Annotated in this window: 15 protein-coding genes; 11 read left to right on the plus strand and 4 right to left on the minus strand. The window is 72.8% G+C overall.

The window, feature by feature from the left end; all coding sequences use genetic code 11:
* Together VFJ94_RS06625 and VFJ94_RS06630 are read right to left on the minus strand one after the other, a co-directional pair.
* Complete coding sequence (locus VFJ94_RS06625; protein ID WP_325003408.1) at positions 1-624, minus strand: SRPBCC family protein; 624 nt, start codon at positions 622-624, stop codon at positions 1-3.
* Positions 625-662: 38 nt separating this feature from the next.
* Positions 663-2171, minus strand: a complete 1509-nt coding sequence (locus VFJ94_RS06630; RefSeq protein ID WP_325003409.1) for a DUF4389 domain-containing protein — start codon at positions 2169-2171, stop codon at positions 663-665.
* A gap of 242 nt (positions 2172-2413) precedes the next feature.
* Here VFJ94_RS06630 and VFJ94_RS06635 point away from each other — a divergent pair, with 242 nt between their 5' ends.
* The 3 genes from VFJ94_RS06635 to VFJ94_RS06645 all read left to right on the plus strand — a co-directional run bounded on the left by VFJ94_RS06635 (position 2414) and on the right by VFJ94_RS06645 (position 4922).
* Positions 2414-2932, plus strand: a complete 519-nt coding sequence (locus VFJ94_RS06635) for a flavodoxin/nitric oxide synthase (RefSeq protein ID WP_325003410.1) — start codon at positions 2414-2416, stop codon at positions 2930-2932.
* 131 nt (positions 2933-3063) lie between these two features.
* Positions 3064-4341 carry an MFS transporter gene (locus VFJ94_RS06640; RefSeq protein WP_325003411.1) on the plus strand — a complete coding sequence of 426 codons (1278 nt, stop codon included), beginning with the start codon at positions 3064-3066 and terminating at the stop codon, positions 4339-4341.
* Between the two features lie 53 nt (positions 4342-4394).
* Complete coding sequence (locus VFJ94_RS06645) at positions 4395-4922, plus strand: YbhB/YbcL family Raf kinase inhibitor-like protein (RefSeq protein ID WP_325003412.1); 528 nt, start codon at positions 4395-4397, stop codon at positions 4920-4922.
* Positions 4923-4973: 51 nt separating this feature from the next.
* On the opposite strand, the gene VFJ94_RS06650 is transcribed toward VFJ94_RS06645, so the two are convergent.
* The gene (locus tag VFJ94_RS06650; protein WP_325003413.1) at positions 4974-5588 is read right to left on the minus strand and encodes a 2'-5' RNA ligase family protein; all 615 of its coding nucleotides are present in this window, start codon (positions 5586-5588) and stop codon (positions 4974-4976) included.
* 68 nt (positions 5589-5656) lie between these two features.
* On the opposite strand from VFJ94_RS06650, the gene VFJ94_RS06655 reads away from it, so the two are divergent.
* From VFJ94_RS06655 to VFJ94_RS06670, 4 genes are all read left to right on the plus strand, one after another.
* Positions 5657-6628 carry a DUF1353 domain-containing protein gene (locus VFJ94_RS06655; RefSeq protein WP_325003414.1) on the plus strand — a complete coding sequence of 324 codons (972 nt, stop codon included), beginning with the start codon at positions 5657-5659 and terminating at the stop codon, positions 6626-6628.
* A gap of 149 nt (positions 6629-6777) precedes the next feature.
* Positions 6778-7794, plus strand: a complete 1017-nt coding sequence (locus VFJ94_RS06660) for a zinc-dependent alcohol dehydrogenase family protein (RefSeq protein ID WP_325003415.1) — start codon at positions 6778-6780, stop codon at positions 7792-7794.
* Positions 7795-8134: 340 nt separating this feature from the next.
* Positions 8135-10081: a hemagglutinin gene (locus VFJ94_RS06665; protein WP_325003416.1), complete on the plus strand. Its 1947-nt coding sequence runs from the start codon at positions 8135-8137 to the stop codon at positions 10079-10081.
* Positions 10082-10479: 398 nt separating this feature from the next.
* Positions 10480-11745 (plus strand): HNH endonuclease family protein, encoded by a 1266-nt coding sequence (locus VFJ94_RS06670; protein WP_325003417.1) that lies wholly within the window; start codon positions 10480-10482, stop codon positions 11743-11745.
* A 96-nt stretch (positions 11746-11841) separates the two neighbouring features.
* On the opposite strand, the gene VFJ94_RS06675 is transcribed toward VFJ94_RS06670, so the two are convergent.
* Entirely contained in the window at positions 11842-12690 is an 849-nt protein-coding gene (locus VFJ94_RS06675; RefSeq protein ID WP_325003418.1) for an aldo/keto reductase, read from the minus strand.
* Positions 12691-12753: 63 nt separating this feature from the next.
* Here VFJ94_RS06675 and crcB (VFJ94_RS06680) point away from each other — a divergent pair, with 63 nt between their 5' ends.
* The 4 genes from crcB (VFJ94_RS06680) to VFJ94_RS06695 all read left to right on the plus strand — a co-directional run bounded on the left by crcB (VFJ94_RS06680) (position 12754) and on the right by VFJ94_RS06695 (position 14600).
* Entirely contained in the window at positions 12754-13176 is a 423-nt protein-coding gene (gene crcB, locus VFJ94_RS06680) for a fluoride efflux transporter CrcB (RefSeq protein WP_325003419.1), read from the plus strand.
* A complete protein-coding gene (locus VFJ94_RS06685; protein ID WP_325003420.1) occupies positions 13173-13535 on the plus strand; it encodes a DUF190 domain-containing protein in 363 nt (120 codons plus the stop codon). The genes crcB (VFJ94_RS06680) and VFJ94_RS06685 overlap by 4 nt, the downstream gene beginning before the upstream one ends.
* Positions 13532-13900 carry a fluoride efflux transporter CrcB gene (gene crcB, locus VFJ94_RS06690; protein WP_325003421.1) on the plus strand — a complete coding sequence of 123 codons (369 nt, stop codon included), beginning with the start codon at positions 13532-13534 and terminating at the stop codon, positions 13898-13900. The genes VFJ94_RS06685 and crcB (VFJ94_RS06690) overlap by 4 nt, the downstream gene beginning before the upstream one ends.
* 115 nt (positions 13901-14015) lie before the next feature.
* Positions 14016-14600 carry an antitoxin gene (locus VFJ94_RS06695; protein WP_325003422.1) on the plus strand — a complete coding sequence of 195 codons (585 nt, stop codon included), beginning with the start codon at positions 14016-14018 and terminating at the stop codon, positions 14598-14600.

Here is a 14600-nt window from a genome sequence, read left to right on the forward strand (position 1 = left end):
TCAGGCTACGGCCTGCCGCTCGGCGCGGTCCCGTATGCCGCGGAGCATCCTCTGGCTCATGAGCGCGGAGAGCGCCTCGACGGGCTCGGCGACGAGCGCCGCCCACGGGGCGAGGTAGGCGTAGCGCTCGCGGACGAGCAGCCGGGTGCCGCCGTCCCAGCGGCCACCGGACTCGTCCCGCAGCACGAACGCCCACGTGAAGTCGATCGGCCCGAACCTCCCTGTGGCGGCGCGGTCGTCCAAGGGCCGTGGGGCCCGGACGACGAGCGCGCGGCCCGGGTCCACGTGGGCGACGGTGAGCGTCGCCTGCGGGTGGAGGCGGAACGGGTCGCCCACGGCGACGTCCTGCCACTCCGGCACGATGCGGTCGGCGCTGTGCAGGTCGCAACCGACGAGGTTCTCCAGCCAGTCGTAGCTGTACAGGCCGCCCCGGCCCTGGCCCATCTGCGCCAGCCACGGCCACACCCGGTCCGGGCTTGCGTGCACGGTGATGGCGCGCGTGGCAAGGAGGTCGGCCTTCGGCAGCAGGTCGTCTCCCGCCAGGCGAGCGGCGACCTCCTCGTCGGTGGCTCCCCACCGCAGGTACCACCGCCGCAGGGCCGCCGTGGCGGTCGCAACCGCCACGGCGACCAGTGCGCTCCCCGGCCGGGCAGGGCCGCGTCTCATCGCAGGACAGGCGGCGGCGGCGCCGTCGAGACCGGCGCACCGGTCGGCGGCGGGCCGGACGCCACCGGTGGCGGTTCGGCGCCGCCCTGGTCGAGACGGAACGGCGGGTACTCGTCCGTCATGAGCGCGGCATACGCGGTGACCCGGTAGACCCAGCGGTTCAGCCCGATGACGAGGTCGAAGAGCCCGCGGGGGTAGGTGCCGCTGAAGAGCAGGACGAGCCCGACGACGAGGGCGAGGATGCCGAGCAGGCCGGCGCCGCCGCCCTGGTAACGCCAGTCGCCGCCCGTGCGCCAGGTCCAGCTCCAGCCGCCGGCGAGGATGCCGACGATGATGTAGTGCGGGATGGCGAGCAGCCACCACTTGACGAGGACGAGCCCGCGCGACAGCCGCTCCGGGTAGGCCACGTCGAGCGCGGCCGGGTAGTCCGGGTCCGCGTCGAGGCTGAACGGCGGGTAGCGGTCGGTGCCGAGGCCCCCGCTGCCGCAGTAGTAGGCCACGCGCCACGTCCACCGCAGCACGCCGACGTTGAAGTCGAAGAGCGACCGCGGGTAGTTGCCCGTGAAGAGGATCGCGAAGAACGCCACCACCGTGACGATGCCGAAGGCGACCCAGAGCGCGACGAGGACGACGTAGTGCGGGATGGCGAGCAGCCACTTGACCAGCCACAGGCCGCGGGAGAGCTGCGGGTCGAGCGAGGCCTCCAGGCGCAGCGGGTAACGACCCGGCGCGAGGGTGGCGGCGTCCGTGCCCGGGTAGGAGTCGGCGTATGCCGTGCCCGGCGCACCGGGAGCGCCCGGACGACCGGAGCGCTGCCCTGCCACGCCGTAGACGAGCAGGAACGTCCCGAGGGCCACGAGCAGCAGCGCGCTCCCGAGCAGGATCCACGTGAGCGGCCCCAGGAAGCCGGGCCGGACCGCGACGGTCGTCTCCACCGCCACCCCGGGGCTGGCGTCGGCGTTCATCACGACGACGCTCCACGAGCCGCGGGTGACGTTCCAGGTGAGCTGCTGCCGACCGGCTCCGCTGACCTGGGCGGACCAGAAGGTCTGGTCGGTGGGCGGCGCGACGCTGGAGCCACCGGGCACCATCCGCAGCGAGGCGGTGCCGTCCTCCGCGACGTCGGAGACGACGGCGTGGGAGACGGTGCCGAGGTAGGCGTCGACGTCTGCGGCCGGCGCCACGCCGACGAAGACGGGCCGACCGTTGGTGGACTGCGTGGTCACCCGGATGGTGAGGTCGAGTCGGTCGATGACCACCCTCGGGCCACGGACGTCCTGCTGCAAGACGACGTCCTCGGCGGTGAGGGCGACCGTCGGCGTGTCGACCGGCTTCAGCTGCATGGAGAAGTAGCCGTCGGCGTCCTGCGCCACCGCCTTGCCGAGGGCCAGCGCACCGCCGGCGAGCAGCAGCGGCACGCCCAGCAGGAGCAGCAGGCAGCCGATGACGAGTGCCGCCGTACGCCGGGCGGGTGGGGCGGGGGACTGGACAGGTGGCGCGGACATGAGAACTCCTTGTCCCGGCTCCGCGGAGCCGTCTCAGCCGGCACCGGGGACACCGATGCCTTCGGCGTGTGCCCGGTGCCCGGCACCACGACGGTAGGTCGGCTGCGCACCCGGGCCTAGGGCCGTTGGTCCCGGCCCGTCCTTGGCTCGCCGGGCGGACGGCCACGGCCCCGGTTCCGGGCCTTTCGCCCCTGCCCGGGCGGGTCGGCCGTGCATACCGTGACGAGCGGAAAGGCACAGTCATGAGCATCCTCATCGTCGTCGAGTCCATGTTCGGCAACACCCGGTCCGTCGCCGAGGCCGTCGCGGCGGGCGTCGCAGGCCAGGCCACGGGCCACCACGAGAAGGTCGAGGTCGTCGCGGTGGCGGATGCGCCGCGCCGGATCCCGGACGATGTGACGGTCCTGCTCGTCGGTGGCCCGACGCATGCACTCTCCATGAGCCGGGCCGGCACCCGTGCCGACGCCGTGCGCCAGGGCGCGACCGCGCCGGCCGCGACGGGCCTGCGGGAGTGGATCGCCGAGGTGGGGCCGCGCGAGGACCTGCCGACCGTCACCTTCGACACCCGCGTGCACGTCCGCCTCGTCCCGGGCTCCGCCGCGAAGAGCGCGGCCGCTGCCCTGCGGCATCGCGGCTTCCGCAAGGCGACCCGCGGCGAGACCTTCTACGTCGGCGACGTCGCTGGCCCCCTCGACGAGGGAGAGCTGGAGCGCGCCCGGGCCTGGGGCGAGAGCCTCGTCGGGCAGCTCGCGGGGCGGTAGGGCACCGGGCTGCGCCATCCGCAGTCAGCGGCCGGCGATCAGCGACGGTCTCGTCCTAGCGATGCTGCTCCTCGTCGCACGGTTCGCCAGCGCACCTGCCCTCGGAGTTGCCCTCGCTATGGTTGCTCCTTGTGACAGTGCACGGTCCGCGCCGCCCGCGGTCCGGGGCCCGGCCCGCGTGGACCGCCTGGCGGGTCGTGCTCCTCTTCGGCCTCGTCAGCCTCGCCGCCGACATGGTCTACGAGGGCGCGCGCTCGCTCTACGGCCCGCTGCTCGCCTCACTCGGGGCGAGCGCCGCCATCGTCGGCCTCGTCACCGGGGCCGGCGAAGCCATGGCCCTGGTGCTGCGGCTCGTCTTCGGGCCGCTGGCTGACCGCTCGGGACGGTACTGGGCGCTCACGCTGATCGGCTACGGCCTGACGGTCGTGTCGGTGCCGCTCCTCGCCGTGACACCTTTCGCCGGGGCGGCGGGGCTCGGGCTCGCCAGCCTGCTCATCCTCCTCGAGCGCTCCGGCAAGGCGATCCGCAGCCCGTCGAAGTCCGCGCTCCTCGCGCACGTCGCGGGGGCGGTCGGGCGGGGGCGCGGCTTCGGGGTGCACAAGGCCATGGACCAGCTCGGGGCCTTCGCCGGCCCGCTCCTCGTCGCGGCCGTCGTGGCGTCCACGGGCGCACTGTGGCGCGGCCTGTTCGTGCTCCTCGTGCCCGGGGCGGCGGCAATGGTGCTGCTCGTCGTGGTCCGGGCGCGGGTGCCGGACCCCTCGGTCTACGACGGCTCGGCCACAGCGGCGGAGGCTGCGCCGCCCGTGGCACGCCGCCGCGGGGCGCGAGAGTGGCTCGGCCAGGCGCTCGGCGCCGGTCTGCCGCCTGAGTTCTTCCGCTATGCCGTCGCCGCGGGCCTCATGACCGGCGGCCTGGTCACCTTCGGCATCATCGGCTACCACCTGACGGTGTCGCGGCTCGTGCCCGTCGCGGTCGTGCCCGTCGTCTACGCCGGCGCGATGCTCGCCGAGGCCCTCGCCGCGCTCGCAGTCGGGTGGGCCTACGACCGGATCAGCGCGCGGGTGCTGTATGCCGTGCCCGTCCTCGTCGCGCTCGTGCCGGGGCTCGCCCTGTCCGGGCAGCTCTGGGTGGCGCTCGTCGGGGTCGGGGTCTGGGGACTTGCCTTCGGCCTGCAGGACTCGACGATCAAGGCAATGGTCGCCGACCTCGTCGCGCCGAGCCGCCGGGCGACGGCATACGGCGTCTTCGCCGGGATCCAGGGCGCGATGGCGATCGTGGGCGGCGCCGGCGCCGGCTGGCTCTACGAGCGCTCGGTCGCCGCGCTGGTCGCCGTCGTGGCGGCCAGCCAGGCGGTGGCGCTCGTCCTGCTCGTGCGGACGCTGCGGCGGGTCCGTCAGGCGACCCGCTGAGCGGCCCGTGCGGCTAACCTCGCGGGAGGACCACCCGACCCGAGGAGGAACCGATGAGCCTCACCCGTCCCGTCGCGCCCAACCCCTACGACCTGCTGCCCGCCGTCCCGTCGTTCTCGGTCACGAGCGACGACGTCACCGACGGCGCCCCCCTGTCCGACGACCAGGTCGCAGCCAAGGGCAACACCTCACCGCACCTGTCGTGGTCGGGCGCGCCTGCGGGGACCAAGAGCTTCGTCGTCACCTGCTTCGACCCGGACGCCCCGACACCGTCGGGGTTCTGGCACTGGGTGCTCGTCGACCTGCCGGCCGACGTGACCTCCCTCGAGCGGGGCGCCGGCGCGGCGGGAGCACCCCTGCCAGGCAAGGCCTTCCACGTCCGCAACGACGGCGGGGAGAAGGCCTTCATGGGCGCCGCGCCCCCGAAGGGCGACATGCCCCACCGGTACTTCTTCGTCGTGCACGCCGTCGCGGACGAGTCCCTCGGTGTCGACGAGGACGCGTCGCCCGCGGTGGTGTCCTTCAACCTCGCCTTCAAGACGCTCGGCCGGGCCATCCTGCACGGCACCTACCAGCACTGAGACCCAGCACTGAGACCCAGCACTGAGACCCGGCACTGAGCGAGCGCCTCGTCAGGGGATGTGCTCGAGCGGCCACAGGCGACCGGTCGAGCTGTCGATGAGCGCCGCCCGATCGACCCGGGCCTCCATCGGCAGCACGTCCGCCACCTCACGCACGACGGTGGCCAGCTGCGTGCCGGTCGCCCGCGTCGCCACCGACACGTGCGGCACCCAGTCGCCGCGCGCGTAGTGGCGGTGCAGCATGGCTCCGGTCTGCTCCACCGCCCTGCTCACGCACTCCTGCCTGCGGGCCACGTCCGCGGTGACGGAGGGCGCGAGCGCGGCACGGCCTCGCGGAAACGCCACGGTGCCATGGAAGTTCACGGTCACCGGCCCGCCGTCGGGCAGGCGGTCGAGTGCCGCGCGGACCCGGTCGACGTCCCACTCGAGCAGCACGGCATACGACAGGTGTGGATGGTGGTGGCCGTGGGTGTGCGACTGCAGCGTGCGGACGCCCTGCGCCTCGAGCCGGGACCACAGCTCGCGGAGCAGGCGGTCGGTCCGCGCGTCGAAGAGCAGACACACCGCGAGAGCCATGTAGCCAGCCTCCCGCACCGGCACCGCCCGCGCCCGCACGACGCCCGGGGTGCCGGGCCGCGAGAGGGGGCGCGTCGTTGCCAGACCCACCGGTGCGACGGCAGGATGCTGACACCTCCGGGCCGTGGCGGCTCGGCCGCCACGAGAGGAGCCGGGCCGTGCCCTTCGTCGACATCGGCCCCGGGCCGGACGACGTCGCCGGCACCGCCAAGACGGAGGTGACCCTGACCCAGCTGCCGCCGGGAGGGGGCTCGCGGACGTGCTTCCGCTGCGAGGACTGGTTCGGGTGGGTCGACGAGCTCGGGCAGGTGCCGCCCGCCGACCGTCGGGTGGCCCGGGGCGCCGAGACCGACCTCGCCTCCATCCCGCCGTTCCTGTGGGGCCTCTTCTCCTCCTACGGCCGGCACACCATGCCGGCCATCCTCCACGACGTGCAGTGCGACGCTGCCAAGGCGGCGCGTCGCGGGCCCGGTGGGGCCCCGCTGCGGGCCCACCGGCGCCGCGAGGCGGACGACCTCTTCCGGCGGACCCTGGCCGAGCATGCCCAGCTCGGCATCATGACGCGGTGGATCATGTGGTCCGGCGTCCGGCTCTTCGGCTCCCTCTGGGTCGGCGTCTCGGTCGTGCTCGGCGTCGCCGTCGGTCTGCTGCACTGGTCGGCGCCGGTCATCGACGCGGTGGACGACGTCCTGTCCCACGTGGCGACCGAGCCGTGGCTGGCCTTCCTGGGTTGGGTGCCGTCCGGTTTCGCGTGGGTGCTGCGGCAGCTGTCCGAGCGGCTCGCGGCCGACCAGCCGTTCGGCTCGATCCTCCTCGCCGTCGGGGGCCTGACGCTGGTCCTGGTGCTGCTGCGCAGCGTCGAGCGCGCCTCGCCGACGTCGCCGTCCCGGTGGAGTCCTCAGGCGTTCGGCAGCCTCCTGGGAGCGTGTGCCGTGGCCGTGCTCGTGCTGCCGCCGATGGTCCCGCTCGTGCTCGTCACCGTCGTGACCCGGCTCCTGCTCTGGATCCTCGACCTCGTCCTGCACGTGACGTGGACGCACGTCCTTCGCATGGTGCCGCAGGCGTGGCGCCCGGCCAGGCGGCTGCCTCGCAAGGCGCCTCCCTTCCCCGGCGGCTTCCCCAAGCCCTGACCCCCGCCCCTCCCGCGGCCTACCTCCCAGTTATCTGCGGGGCTGGATATCGTCCTGACGACATCTGGCCCCGCAGATAACTGGGGGTCGGGCGGGGGCGCGGGGCGCGGAGGTGGACCGGCAGCACGGGACCGCCCAAGATGGGGGCCATGCGAGCCACGACGATCCACGCCCCCCACGACATCCGCCTGTCCGAGGTGCCCGACCCCGTCATCGAGGCCGACACGGACGCCATCGTGCGCGTCGTCGCCGCCTGCATCTGCGGCTCCGACCTGTGGCCCTACCGGGGCGAGAACGACATCACGCCCGGCAACACCATCGGCCACGAGGCCGTCGGGGTGATCGAGACCGTGGGGCCGGCGGTCCGGTCCTTCCGGCCCGGCGATTTCGTCGTCGTGCCGTTCTGCCACTGCGACAACACGTGCGCGCACTGCCTGGCTGGCGTGCAGTCCGCGTGTGTCAACCATGGCGTCACGTCGAGCGGCCAGGCGCAGTACGCCCGGGTCGGCCAGGCGGACGGCAGCCTGGTCAAGACCGACGGTATGCCGGACGCCGACCTCGTCCCCAGCCTGCTGGCCCTCAGCGACGTCATGGCGACGGGCTGGCACGCTGCCGTGGCCGCGGGCGTCCGACCGGGCGGCACCGCGGTCGTCGTCGGCGACGGGGCCGTCGGCCTGTGCGCGGTCCTCGCAGCCCGGGAGCAGGGCGCCGAGCGGATCGTGGCCATGTCCCGGCACGAGTCGCGTCAGCAGGTCGCCAAGGAGTTCGGCGCCACCGACCTCGTCGCGGAGCGCGGCGACGAGGGCGTGGCGGCCATCCTGGACCTCACCGACGGCGTGGGCGCCGACTCCGTCCTCGAGTGCGTCGGCACGGGATCGGCGATGGACACGGCCTTCCGCATCGCCCGGCCGGGGTCGACGGTCGGGTTCGTCGGCGTGCCGCACGGCGTGGAGCTTCCGGTGCGCACCATGTTCCGACGCAACATCGGGCTCCACGGCGGGATGGCCCCGGTCCGCGCCTACCTGCCGGACCTGCTCCAACGGGTCCTCGACGGGCGGATCGAGCCGGGGCGCATCTTCGACCTCACGCTGCCCCTCGACGACGTCGCGGAGGGCTACCGGGCGATGGACGAGCGACGAGCCATCAAGGTGCTGCTCCAGCCCTGAGGCGGCGTGTCCTACCGGGTACTCGCAAGGATGCTGGTACGTCGTACCGGCCTGATGAGCGGTGGCCGCGCTGTTCGCGGCGACCGGGGCCGAAAGGTCAAGATGTCCGTGCTGGCAGCAGACTTCGCAGACATATGCGACGCGTATTCAGGACCGGTCACGCCCAGGGCAAACAGCGAGTACCGTCAATTCGGGCTCACCACACGACTGTGCACCAGCAGCGACTCCCCAGCATGCTGACTCTCCACGCGAATGACACCGGAGCCGGTACCGGTCACACCGCCGCCTGGCACCCACCCGGCTCGGTCGGGCCGGGTTCATCGTGACACACGGAGACATCATGAACAGTCACATGAGTCGGTCTTGGGGTAGACGCCAGTCGCGCCCGACTGCACGCAGGCGAACCCGTTGGCTAGCCATCCTTGCCGCCGTCGCGTTACCGCTGCTCGTCGTCACGGCGCCCAGCGCACTGGCGGCAAGCGGTCCCTACATCATTGACGGCATCGTCCCCGACAGCGGGGCGGCGCAGCTGACCGACCCGTTCGGCAATGTCAAAGAGCTCGGTCCCATCAACTCCAACACCACGAAGATTGGCGTCATCCACAAGGCCGCCGTGCCCATGCTCGGCTTGACCAACCCCAACGGTCAGGTCGACCTGCGCAACGCGTGGCTCGCCACGAAACGCGACTCCGCCACGGGGCACGACTGGCTGTACTTCGCGTGGGAACGCGACGCCAACAGCGGCAGCGGATTTATCGCCTACGAGTTCATGAAGAAGCCCGCCCCTACAGGCTGCGCGTACGATACGTCCACCGACAGCCAGCTCATCGCGAACTGCAACCCATGGGCCAACCGCGACGCTGGTGACTTCGTGATCCTGTGGGACCAGTCCGGGTCCAGCACCACGCTCTACCTGCGGACCTGGACCGGTGTAGCCCCAAACCTGACCTTGGGAGCCCCGCAGCAGCTAGACCTTGCCGTGTCCGAAGCGCAGTTCAGCGCGGACGGATTCAAGGGGGAGGCGGCGGTCGACCTGACCGCGACGATCTTCGGTGGCAGCACCGCCTGCCAGTCGTTCGCCAACACGATTCCCAGCACCGTGACGGGAAACTCCGACACTGCCGACTACAAGGACACCGTGCTCAAGCAGGCGCCCCCCATCACGAACTGCACGTCGACGGTCGTGACCACACCCAAGACCGGCGCCGGCACTGACGTTCCCGCAGGAGGCCTGTCAATCGGCGCCGGCGTCGTGTCCGTGAGGGACTCGGCCGTGGTCAGCCTCGCCGGTGGCACCGCCACCCCGGCAGGCTCGGTCGGGTTCTTCCTGTGCAAGGTGGATTCCCCCAACCTGTGCACGACCGGTGGAACATCCGTCGGGTCGACGAACCTTACCGGTCCGGCATACCCGGTCACCCTCGTGTCGCCGACCGCGTATGTCACCTCCGTCGGGCGGTACTGCTGGAGAGCTGTCTTCAGCGGCGATCCCGCCAACGGCATACCGGGCTCGAGCGACTCGTCCGCCACTGAGTGCTTCACCGTGAACCCGGTGACGCCAGACCTGGCGACGACCGGCGGCCCGGACGTGCTCCTTGGAAACGCCGTCACCGACACGGCGGCCTTGACTGGAACGGCCACCCAGCCGGCCAGCCCGGTCATCAACCTCACCGGTACCGGCGGGGCGGCCGCAGGCGGAACCATCACCTTCAAGCTGTACGGCCCAAGCGACACCGCATGCGGAGCCCTCGTCTACACCTCGGGCGCCGTCACGGTCAGCGGCAACGGCACGTACAACAGCCCGGCACCGCAGTTCGTGCCGACCGAGGCCGGCACCTACCACTGGGTCGCTGTGTACAGCGGCAGCTCGCCGAACACACTCGGCACCACGCACAACGCCGACTGCACCGACGCCAACGAGGACGTCGCCGTCACCACCGTGCCGTCTTCGCTGACAAGCGCGCAGAAGTGGGTGCCGAACGACTCGGTCACTGTCTCGGCCGCCGCAGGGAGCGGCCCCCTGACAGGTACCGTCTCGTTCGCGCTCTACGCCTCGGCCGACTGCGCCGCCGGTGGCGATGCCGCCATCTATAGCACGACCGCCACTGTCTCCGGGGCCTCCCCACAGACAGTGTCCACATCGAACACCACCGCGCAACTGGCCTCCGGGTCCTTCTCCTGGCTCGTCAGCTACGACAGCATGAACAACGCTCAGCGAGACATCCCGCCGAGCTGCCACGAGACGTCAGCACTCACGATCACCAACGGCGGAACGATCAGCAGCCCGTGATCACCATCTTCTGACGGCCTCAACGGTGGTGGCGCCTGATCGCCTGTCCGGCGCCACCACCCAAGCCATCAACGCCCGCGGACGCCCTGGTAGGCGCCGCGGGCGTTACCCCGCCGTGGAGGTCCGGTCCCTGAGGACCATCGATGACTCGGCGATCATCGGCGCGACCCTCGAGCAACTCCCAGAGTCGCCGGCGGCGAGGGGCCTTGCTCCAGCGGCCGTCGCCGGGCGGATCTTCGACCTCATCCTCCCGCATGACCACGTCGCCGAGGGCCACTCCCTCCCGTATGACGACCCGGCAAGGCCGCTCTCGACCGATTTCCCGCATTCTCCTGCCGGTGCGACATCGCGCGTCCTACTCTCGACATCGCCTGCCATGCGAGGAATCGAGGACCGTAATGTCGCGCATCCAAGGTCGCCGCTTTCTGGGGCCCGTCATCGTGCTCGTCGTCGCTGCCATGTTCGGCACGCTGCTCGTCGTGTCGGCCGGCTGGCTGACGAAACCGTCCGAGCGCCTGCCCGTCACGGCCGCCGCCGCCGGCGCTCCGACGTCCATCGTGCCGGATCCGCCGGCTCCCGACCCAGCCCCCGTCATCGTGCGGGCGGTCGCGCCCGCCCCGCGCCCCGGGACCGCGCAGGCGGTGCTCGCCACGCTCACCGTGCGGGACCGGGCGGCGCTGACCGGGTTCAAGCGCTCGCTCTTCGGCCCGGAGGACCTCGACACCGACCACAACGGCTGCGACACGCGCAACGACGTGCTGCGCCGCGACCTCACCGGCTTCACCCTCGCCGGGCGCAGCAACGGCTGCGCCGTCGTGCGCGGCACGCTGCGCGACCCCTACACCGGTCGCACCATCGGCTACCACCGCGGACGCGGCACCGCGGCCGCCGTGGCCATCGACGAGGCGGTGACCCTGCGTGACGCCTGGCGCTCCGGCGCCCAGCAGTGGTCACAGGCCAAGCGCGCGCAGTTCGCCAACGACTCGCTGAACCTGCTCGCGGTGGACGGACCGACGGCGGCGAAGCGGGCTGCGGCCGCGAGCTGGGTGGTCCCGAACACAGCGTTCCGGTGTGCCTTCGCCGCCCGCCAGATCGCGGTGAAGGCCCGCTACGGCCTCACCGTGACCGCGGGCGAGCGCGCCACGCTGGCGCACGTGCTCGCGACCTGCCCCAACCAGCCGCTCCCGGTGGCGCAGCCCTTCCGCCTCGGCGGCGGCCCGTCGGAGTCCACCGGCCCCTCGCCCGCCGTGCTGCAGGCCCGGCTCGTCGCCCGCGCCAAGGCCCGGGCCAAGGCGGTCGCGCGCGCCAAGGCACGCGCTGCCCGGGCCAAGGCACGGGCAGCGGCACGGGCCAAGGCGCGCGCCGCCCGAGCCGCCCGAGCCGCCGCCAAGGCACGGGCACGCGCGGCCGCCGCGCGGCTTCGGGCCGCCAACAAGGCGAAGTGGGCGGCGCAGGCCAAGGCGCGCAAGGCCATCGCGCTCGCCAAGGCCAAGGCCCGCGCCGCGGCGAAGGCCAAGCGGCAGGCGGAGGCCCAGGCCCGAGCCGTTCTCCGGGCGAAGGCGAAGGCCGCCGCGCTTGCCAAGGCTCGCGAGGCAGCTGCCAAGGCCGCGCAGACGCCCTCCGGGACGACCTCGCCGACGACGCTGCCCGTCCTGCCCAGCTGAGCCGCGCCGAGCAGCTCGACGACACGGCATACGTCGCCCCCCGGACCACCGGTCCAGGGGGCGGCGTTCGTCGGTGCACCGGTCGACGGTCCCCGGCTACATCTCCTCGTGGGTGTCCGGGTCACCGTCGAAGAGCCGGCCGTCGGCACGGCCCAGCGCCGTGATCGCAGCGACCTCGGCCTCGGTCAGCGCGAAGCCGAAGACGTCGAGGTTGCTCTGCTGCCGCTCCCGGTTCGCCGACTTCGGCAGCGGCAGGGCGCCGAGCTGCACGTGCCAGCGCACGACGACCTGCGCCGGTGACACCCCGTGCGCGGCCGCTGCCTCGGTGACCGCGGGCTCGGCGAACGGGGCGTTGCGCTTGCCGAGCGGGCTCCACGACTGCGTGAGGATCCCCAGCCGCTCGTGGACGGCCCGCAGCTCCACCTGCGGGAACCACGGGTGCACCTCGACCTGGTTGACCGCAGGGGTCTGCCCTGTGGCGTCGATGGCGTCCTGCAGGTGGCGCTCGGTGAAGTTGCTGACGCCGATGCTGCGCACCAGGCCGCGCTCGCGCAGGTCCACGAGCGCGCGCCACGCCTCCACGTATCTCCCGACGCTCGGGTTGGGCCAGTGGATCAGCCCCACGTCGAGCTGCTCGAGGCCGAGCCGCCGCAGCGAGCCCTCCACCGAGGCCACGGCCCGGTCGTAGGCGTGATCCCGGCCGGGGATCTTGCTCTGGACCTGCAGCTGCTCACGCGGCAGCCCCGAGCGCCGGATCGCCTCCCCGACCTCCTGCTCGTTCTCGTAGTTGACCGCGGTGTCGAGCAGCCGGTATCCGACCTCGATCGCGCTGACCATGGCGCGGATGCCGTCCTCGCCGCGGAGCGGGTAGGTGCCGAAGCCGACGGCCGGCAGCGTCGTGCCGTCTCGGAGCTGGTGCAACGGGGTGGTGGTGGTGGTGTCCATCGGGTCACCGTACGGCCGCCCGGGTCGCCATGGGGCGGGCAACCGCCGATAGGCTGCCACCCGATGAGACGGCGCCGCCAGCCCCAGCACGTCGATGCCGCGGTCGTGGCCGCCGTCGCCGTCGGGGGTGCGCTCGGCGCGGCCGCCCGCTACGCGAGCGCGCTGCTCTGGCCCACCGCGACCGGCCGGTTCCCCACGACGACCTTGCTCGTCAACGTCGTCGGCTGCGCGCTCATCGGCATCCTCCTCGTCCTCGTCACCGACGTCTGGGCCGGCCGCCGGCTCGTGCGGCCGTTCCTCGGGACCGGGGTGCTCGGGGGGTTCACGACGTTCTCGACGTATGCCGTCGACACCGTCCAGCTCCTCGCCGCGGGCCGGTGGGCCACCGCCTTCGCCTACGCGGTCGGCACGCTGGCCGGTGCCGTGCTCGCCGTCGCCGTCGCCGCCTCACTCACTCGCCGCGCCGTCACCCGGAGGCTCCTATGAGGCCCGCCCACCCCGCCAAGCGGCTCACGATCATCGTCGGGGAGTCCGACCACTGGCACCACCGGCCGGTCTTCGCCGAGATCGTGCACCGCGCCCATGCGGCCGGGCTCGCCGGGGCAACGGTCCTGCGGGGCGTCGAGGGCTACGGCCTCGGGGGCAGGATCCACACGACCCGCCTGCTCAGCCTCGCCGAGGAGCTGCCGGTCTTCGTCCTGCTCGTCGACCGGGAGGACAGGATCGAGGCGTTCCTGCCCGAGCTCGACGAGCTCGTCGGCGGTGGGCTCGTCATCCTGGAGGACTGCGTCGTCCTCGAACCGGGGTCGCCCACGACCGACCCGGGCGGCGGAGCGAGCGCGTGAGCCTGCTGCTCGTCGTCGCGGGGGCGATGGTGGGCGCCCCGCTGCGTTATCTGACCGACCGCGTCATCTCGGCGCGCCATGACAGCGTCTTCCCTTGGGGCACCCTCGCCGTCAACGTCACGGGTTCCTTCATCCTCGGCCTGCTCGTCGGCTCGCCCGCCGCCGCGTCGCCGTCGACGCGGCTCCTTGTCGGGACCGGCTTCTGCGGCGCCCTCACGACGTACTCCACCTTCTCGTGGGAGACCCTGCGGCTCCTCGAGGACGACGCCCGGCTGCTCGCCGCCGCCAACGTGGCCGGCAGCCTCGTGGCCGGGGTCGGTGCCGCCGCCCTCGGGACGGCGCTCGGCCGGACCCTCTGGCCCTGATGCCCGGGCAGCTCCGCGGTCCCATGCCCGCGCAGTCCGGCCCCCCACCCGTGCGCCGGACCCCTCGGGTGTGAGACGTTGGCGGCAAGCAGGCAGCGACCGAGAGGAGATCACCATGTCGTTCTTCGACAAGCTGAAGCACAAGGCGGAGGAGCTCGACCTGCCCCACAAGGCGGAGGAGCTCGCAGACGCGGCCGCCAAGGCGGCACACCAGGCGCGCGAGAAGGCCGGCGAGCTGGCTCACCAGAACCGCGACAAGGTGGGCGAGGTGCTCGAGAAGGCCACCAAGGCGATCGACGAGAAGACCGAGGGCAAGTACCACGACAAGGTCGTCAAGGCCAAGGAGTCGGTCGTCAAGGGCGTCGACAAGCTCGCCGAGCAGCGTCCCGGCCCGGCAGGGGCAGCGGGAGCAGCGGCAGGCGCCGCAGGCGCCCAGGCGAGCCCGGGAGCCGGGTCCGACACCCCGCTCGTCGAGGACCCGGGCATGCCCAACCCGGCCGCGGACGGCATCGTGCCGGACCCGGACCAGCCGGGTGCCAGGCCGGGCCCGAGCCCCGTCCCCGGCGTCAGCGAGGACTTCCCCTACGCGGGCGCTGGAGAGCCCACCGCCGAGGACGGCCCCGCGACCAAGGCGGAGTTCCCGTATGCCGACCCGGGCTCGCACCCGGAGTCCGACACCCCGCCGGGTCCGATGCCCTGA

It is taken from the genome of Intrasporangium sp. (genome assembly GCF_035688975.1).
Lineage (GTDB): Bacteria > Actinomycetota > Actinomycetes > Actinomycetales > Dermatophilaceae > CALMNV01.

Bases quoted from the DNA above. Each gene is read 5' to 3' on its own strand.
- VFJ94_RS06670 (WP_325003417.1), top strand. From the start codon at position 10,480: ATGTCGCGCATCCAAGGTCGCCGCTTTCTGGGGCCCGTCATCGTGCTC.
- VFJ94_RS06665 (WP_325003416.1), top strand. From the start codon at position 8,135: ATGAACAGTCACATGAGTCGGTCTTGGGGTAGACGCCAGTCGCGCCCG.
- VFJ94_RS06635 (WP_325003410.1), top strand. From the start codon at position 2,414: ATGAGCATCCTCATCGTCGTCGAGTCCATGTTCGGCAACACCCGGTCC.
- VFJ94_RS06695 (WP_325003422.1), top strand. From the start codon at position 14,016: ATGTCGTTCTTCGACAAGCTGAAGCACAAGGCGGAGGAGCTCGACCTG.
- VFJ94_RS06685 (WP_325003420.1), top strand. From the start codon at position 13,173: ATGAGGCCCGCCCACCCCGCCAAGCGGCTCACGATCATCGTCGGGGAG.
- VFJ94_RS06660 (WP_325003415.1), top strand. From the start codon at position 6,778: ATGCGAGCCACGACGATCCACGCCCCCCACGACATCCGCCTGTCCGAG.
- VFJ94_RS06675 (WP_325003418.1), bottom strand. From the start codon at position 12,690: ATGGACACCACCACCACCACCCCGTTGCACCAGCTCCGAGACGGCACG.
- VFJ94_RS06630 (WP_325003409.1), bottom strand. From the start codon at position 2,171: ATGTCCGCGCCACCTGTCCAGTCCCCCGCCCCACCCGCCCGGCGTACG.
- crcB (WP_325003419.1), top strand. From the start codon at position 12,754: ATGAGACGGCGCCGCCAGCCCCAGCACGTCGATGCCGCGGTCGTGGCC.
- VFJ94_RS06645 (WP_325003412.1), top strand. From the start codon at position 4,395: ATGAGCCTCACCCGTCCCGTCGCGCCCAACCCCTACGACCTGCTGCCC.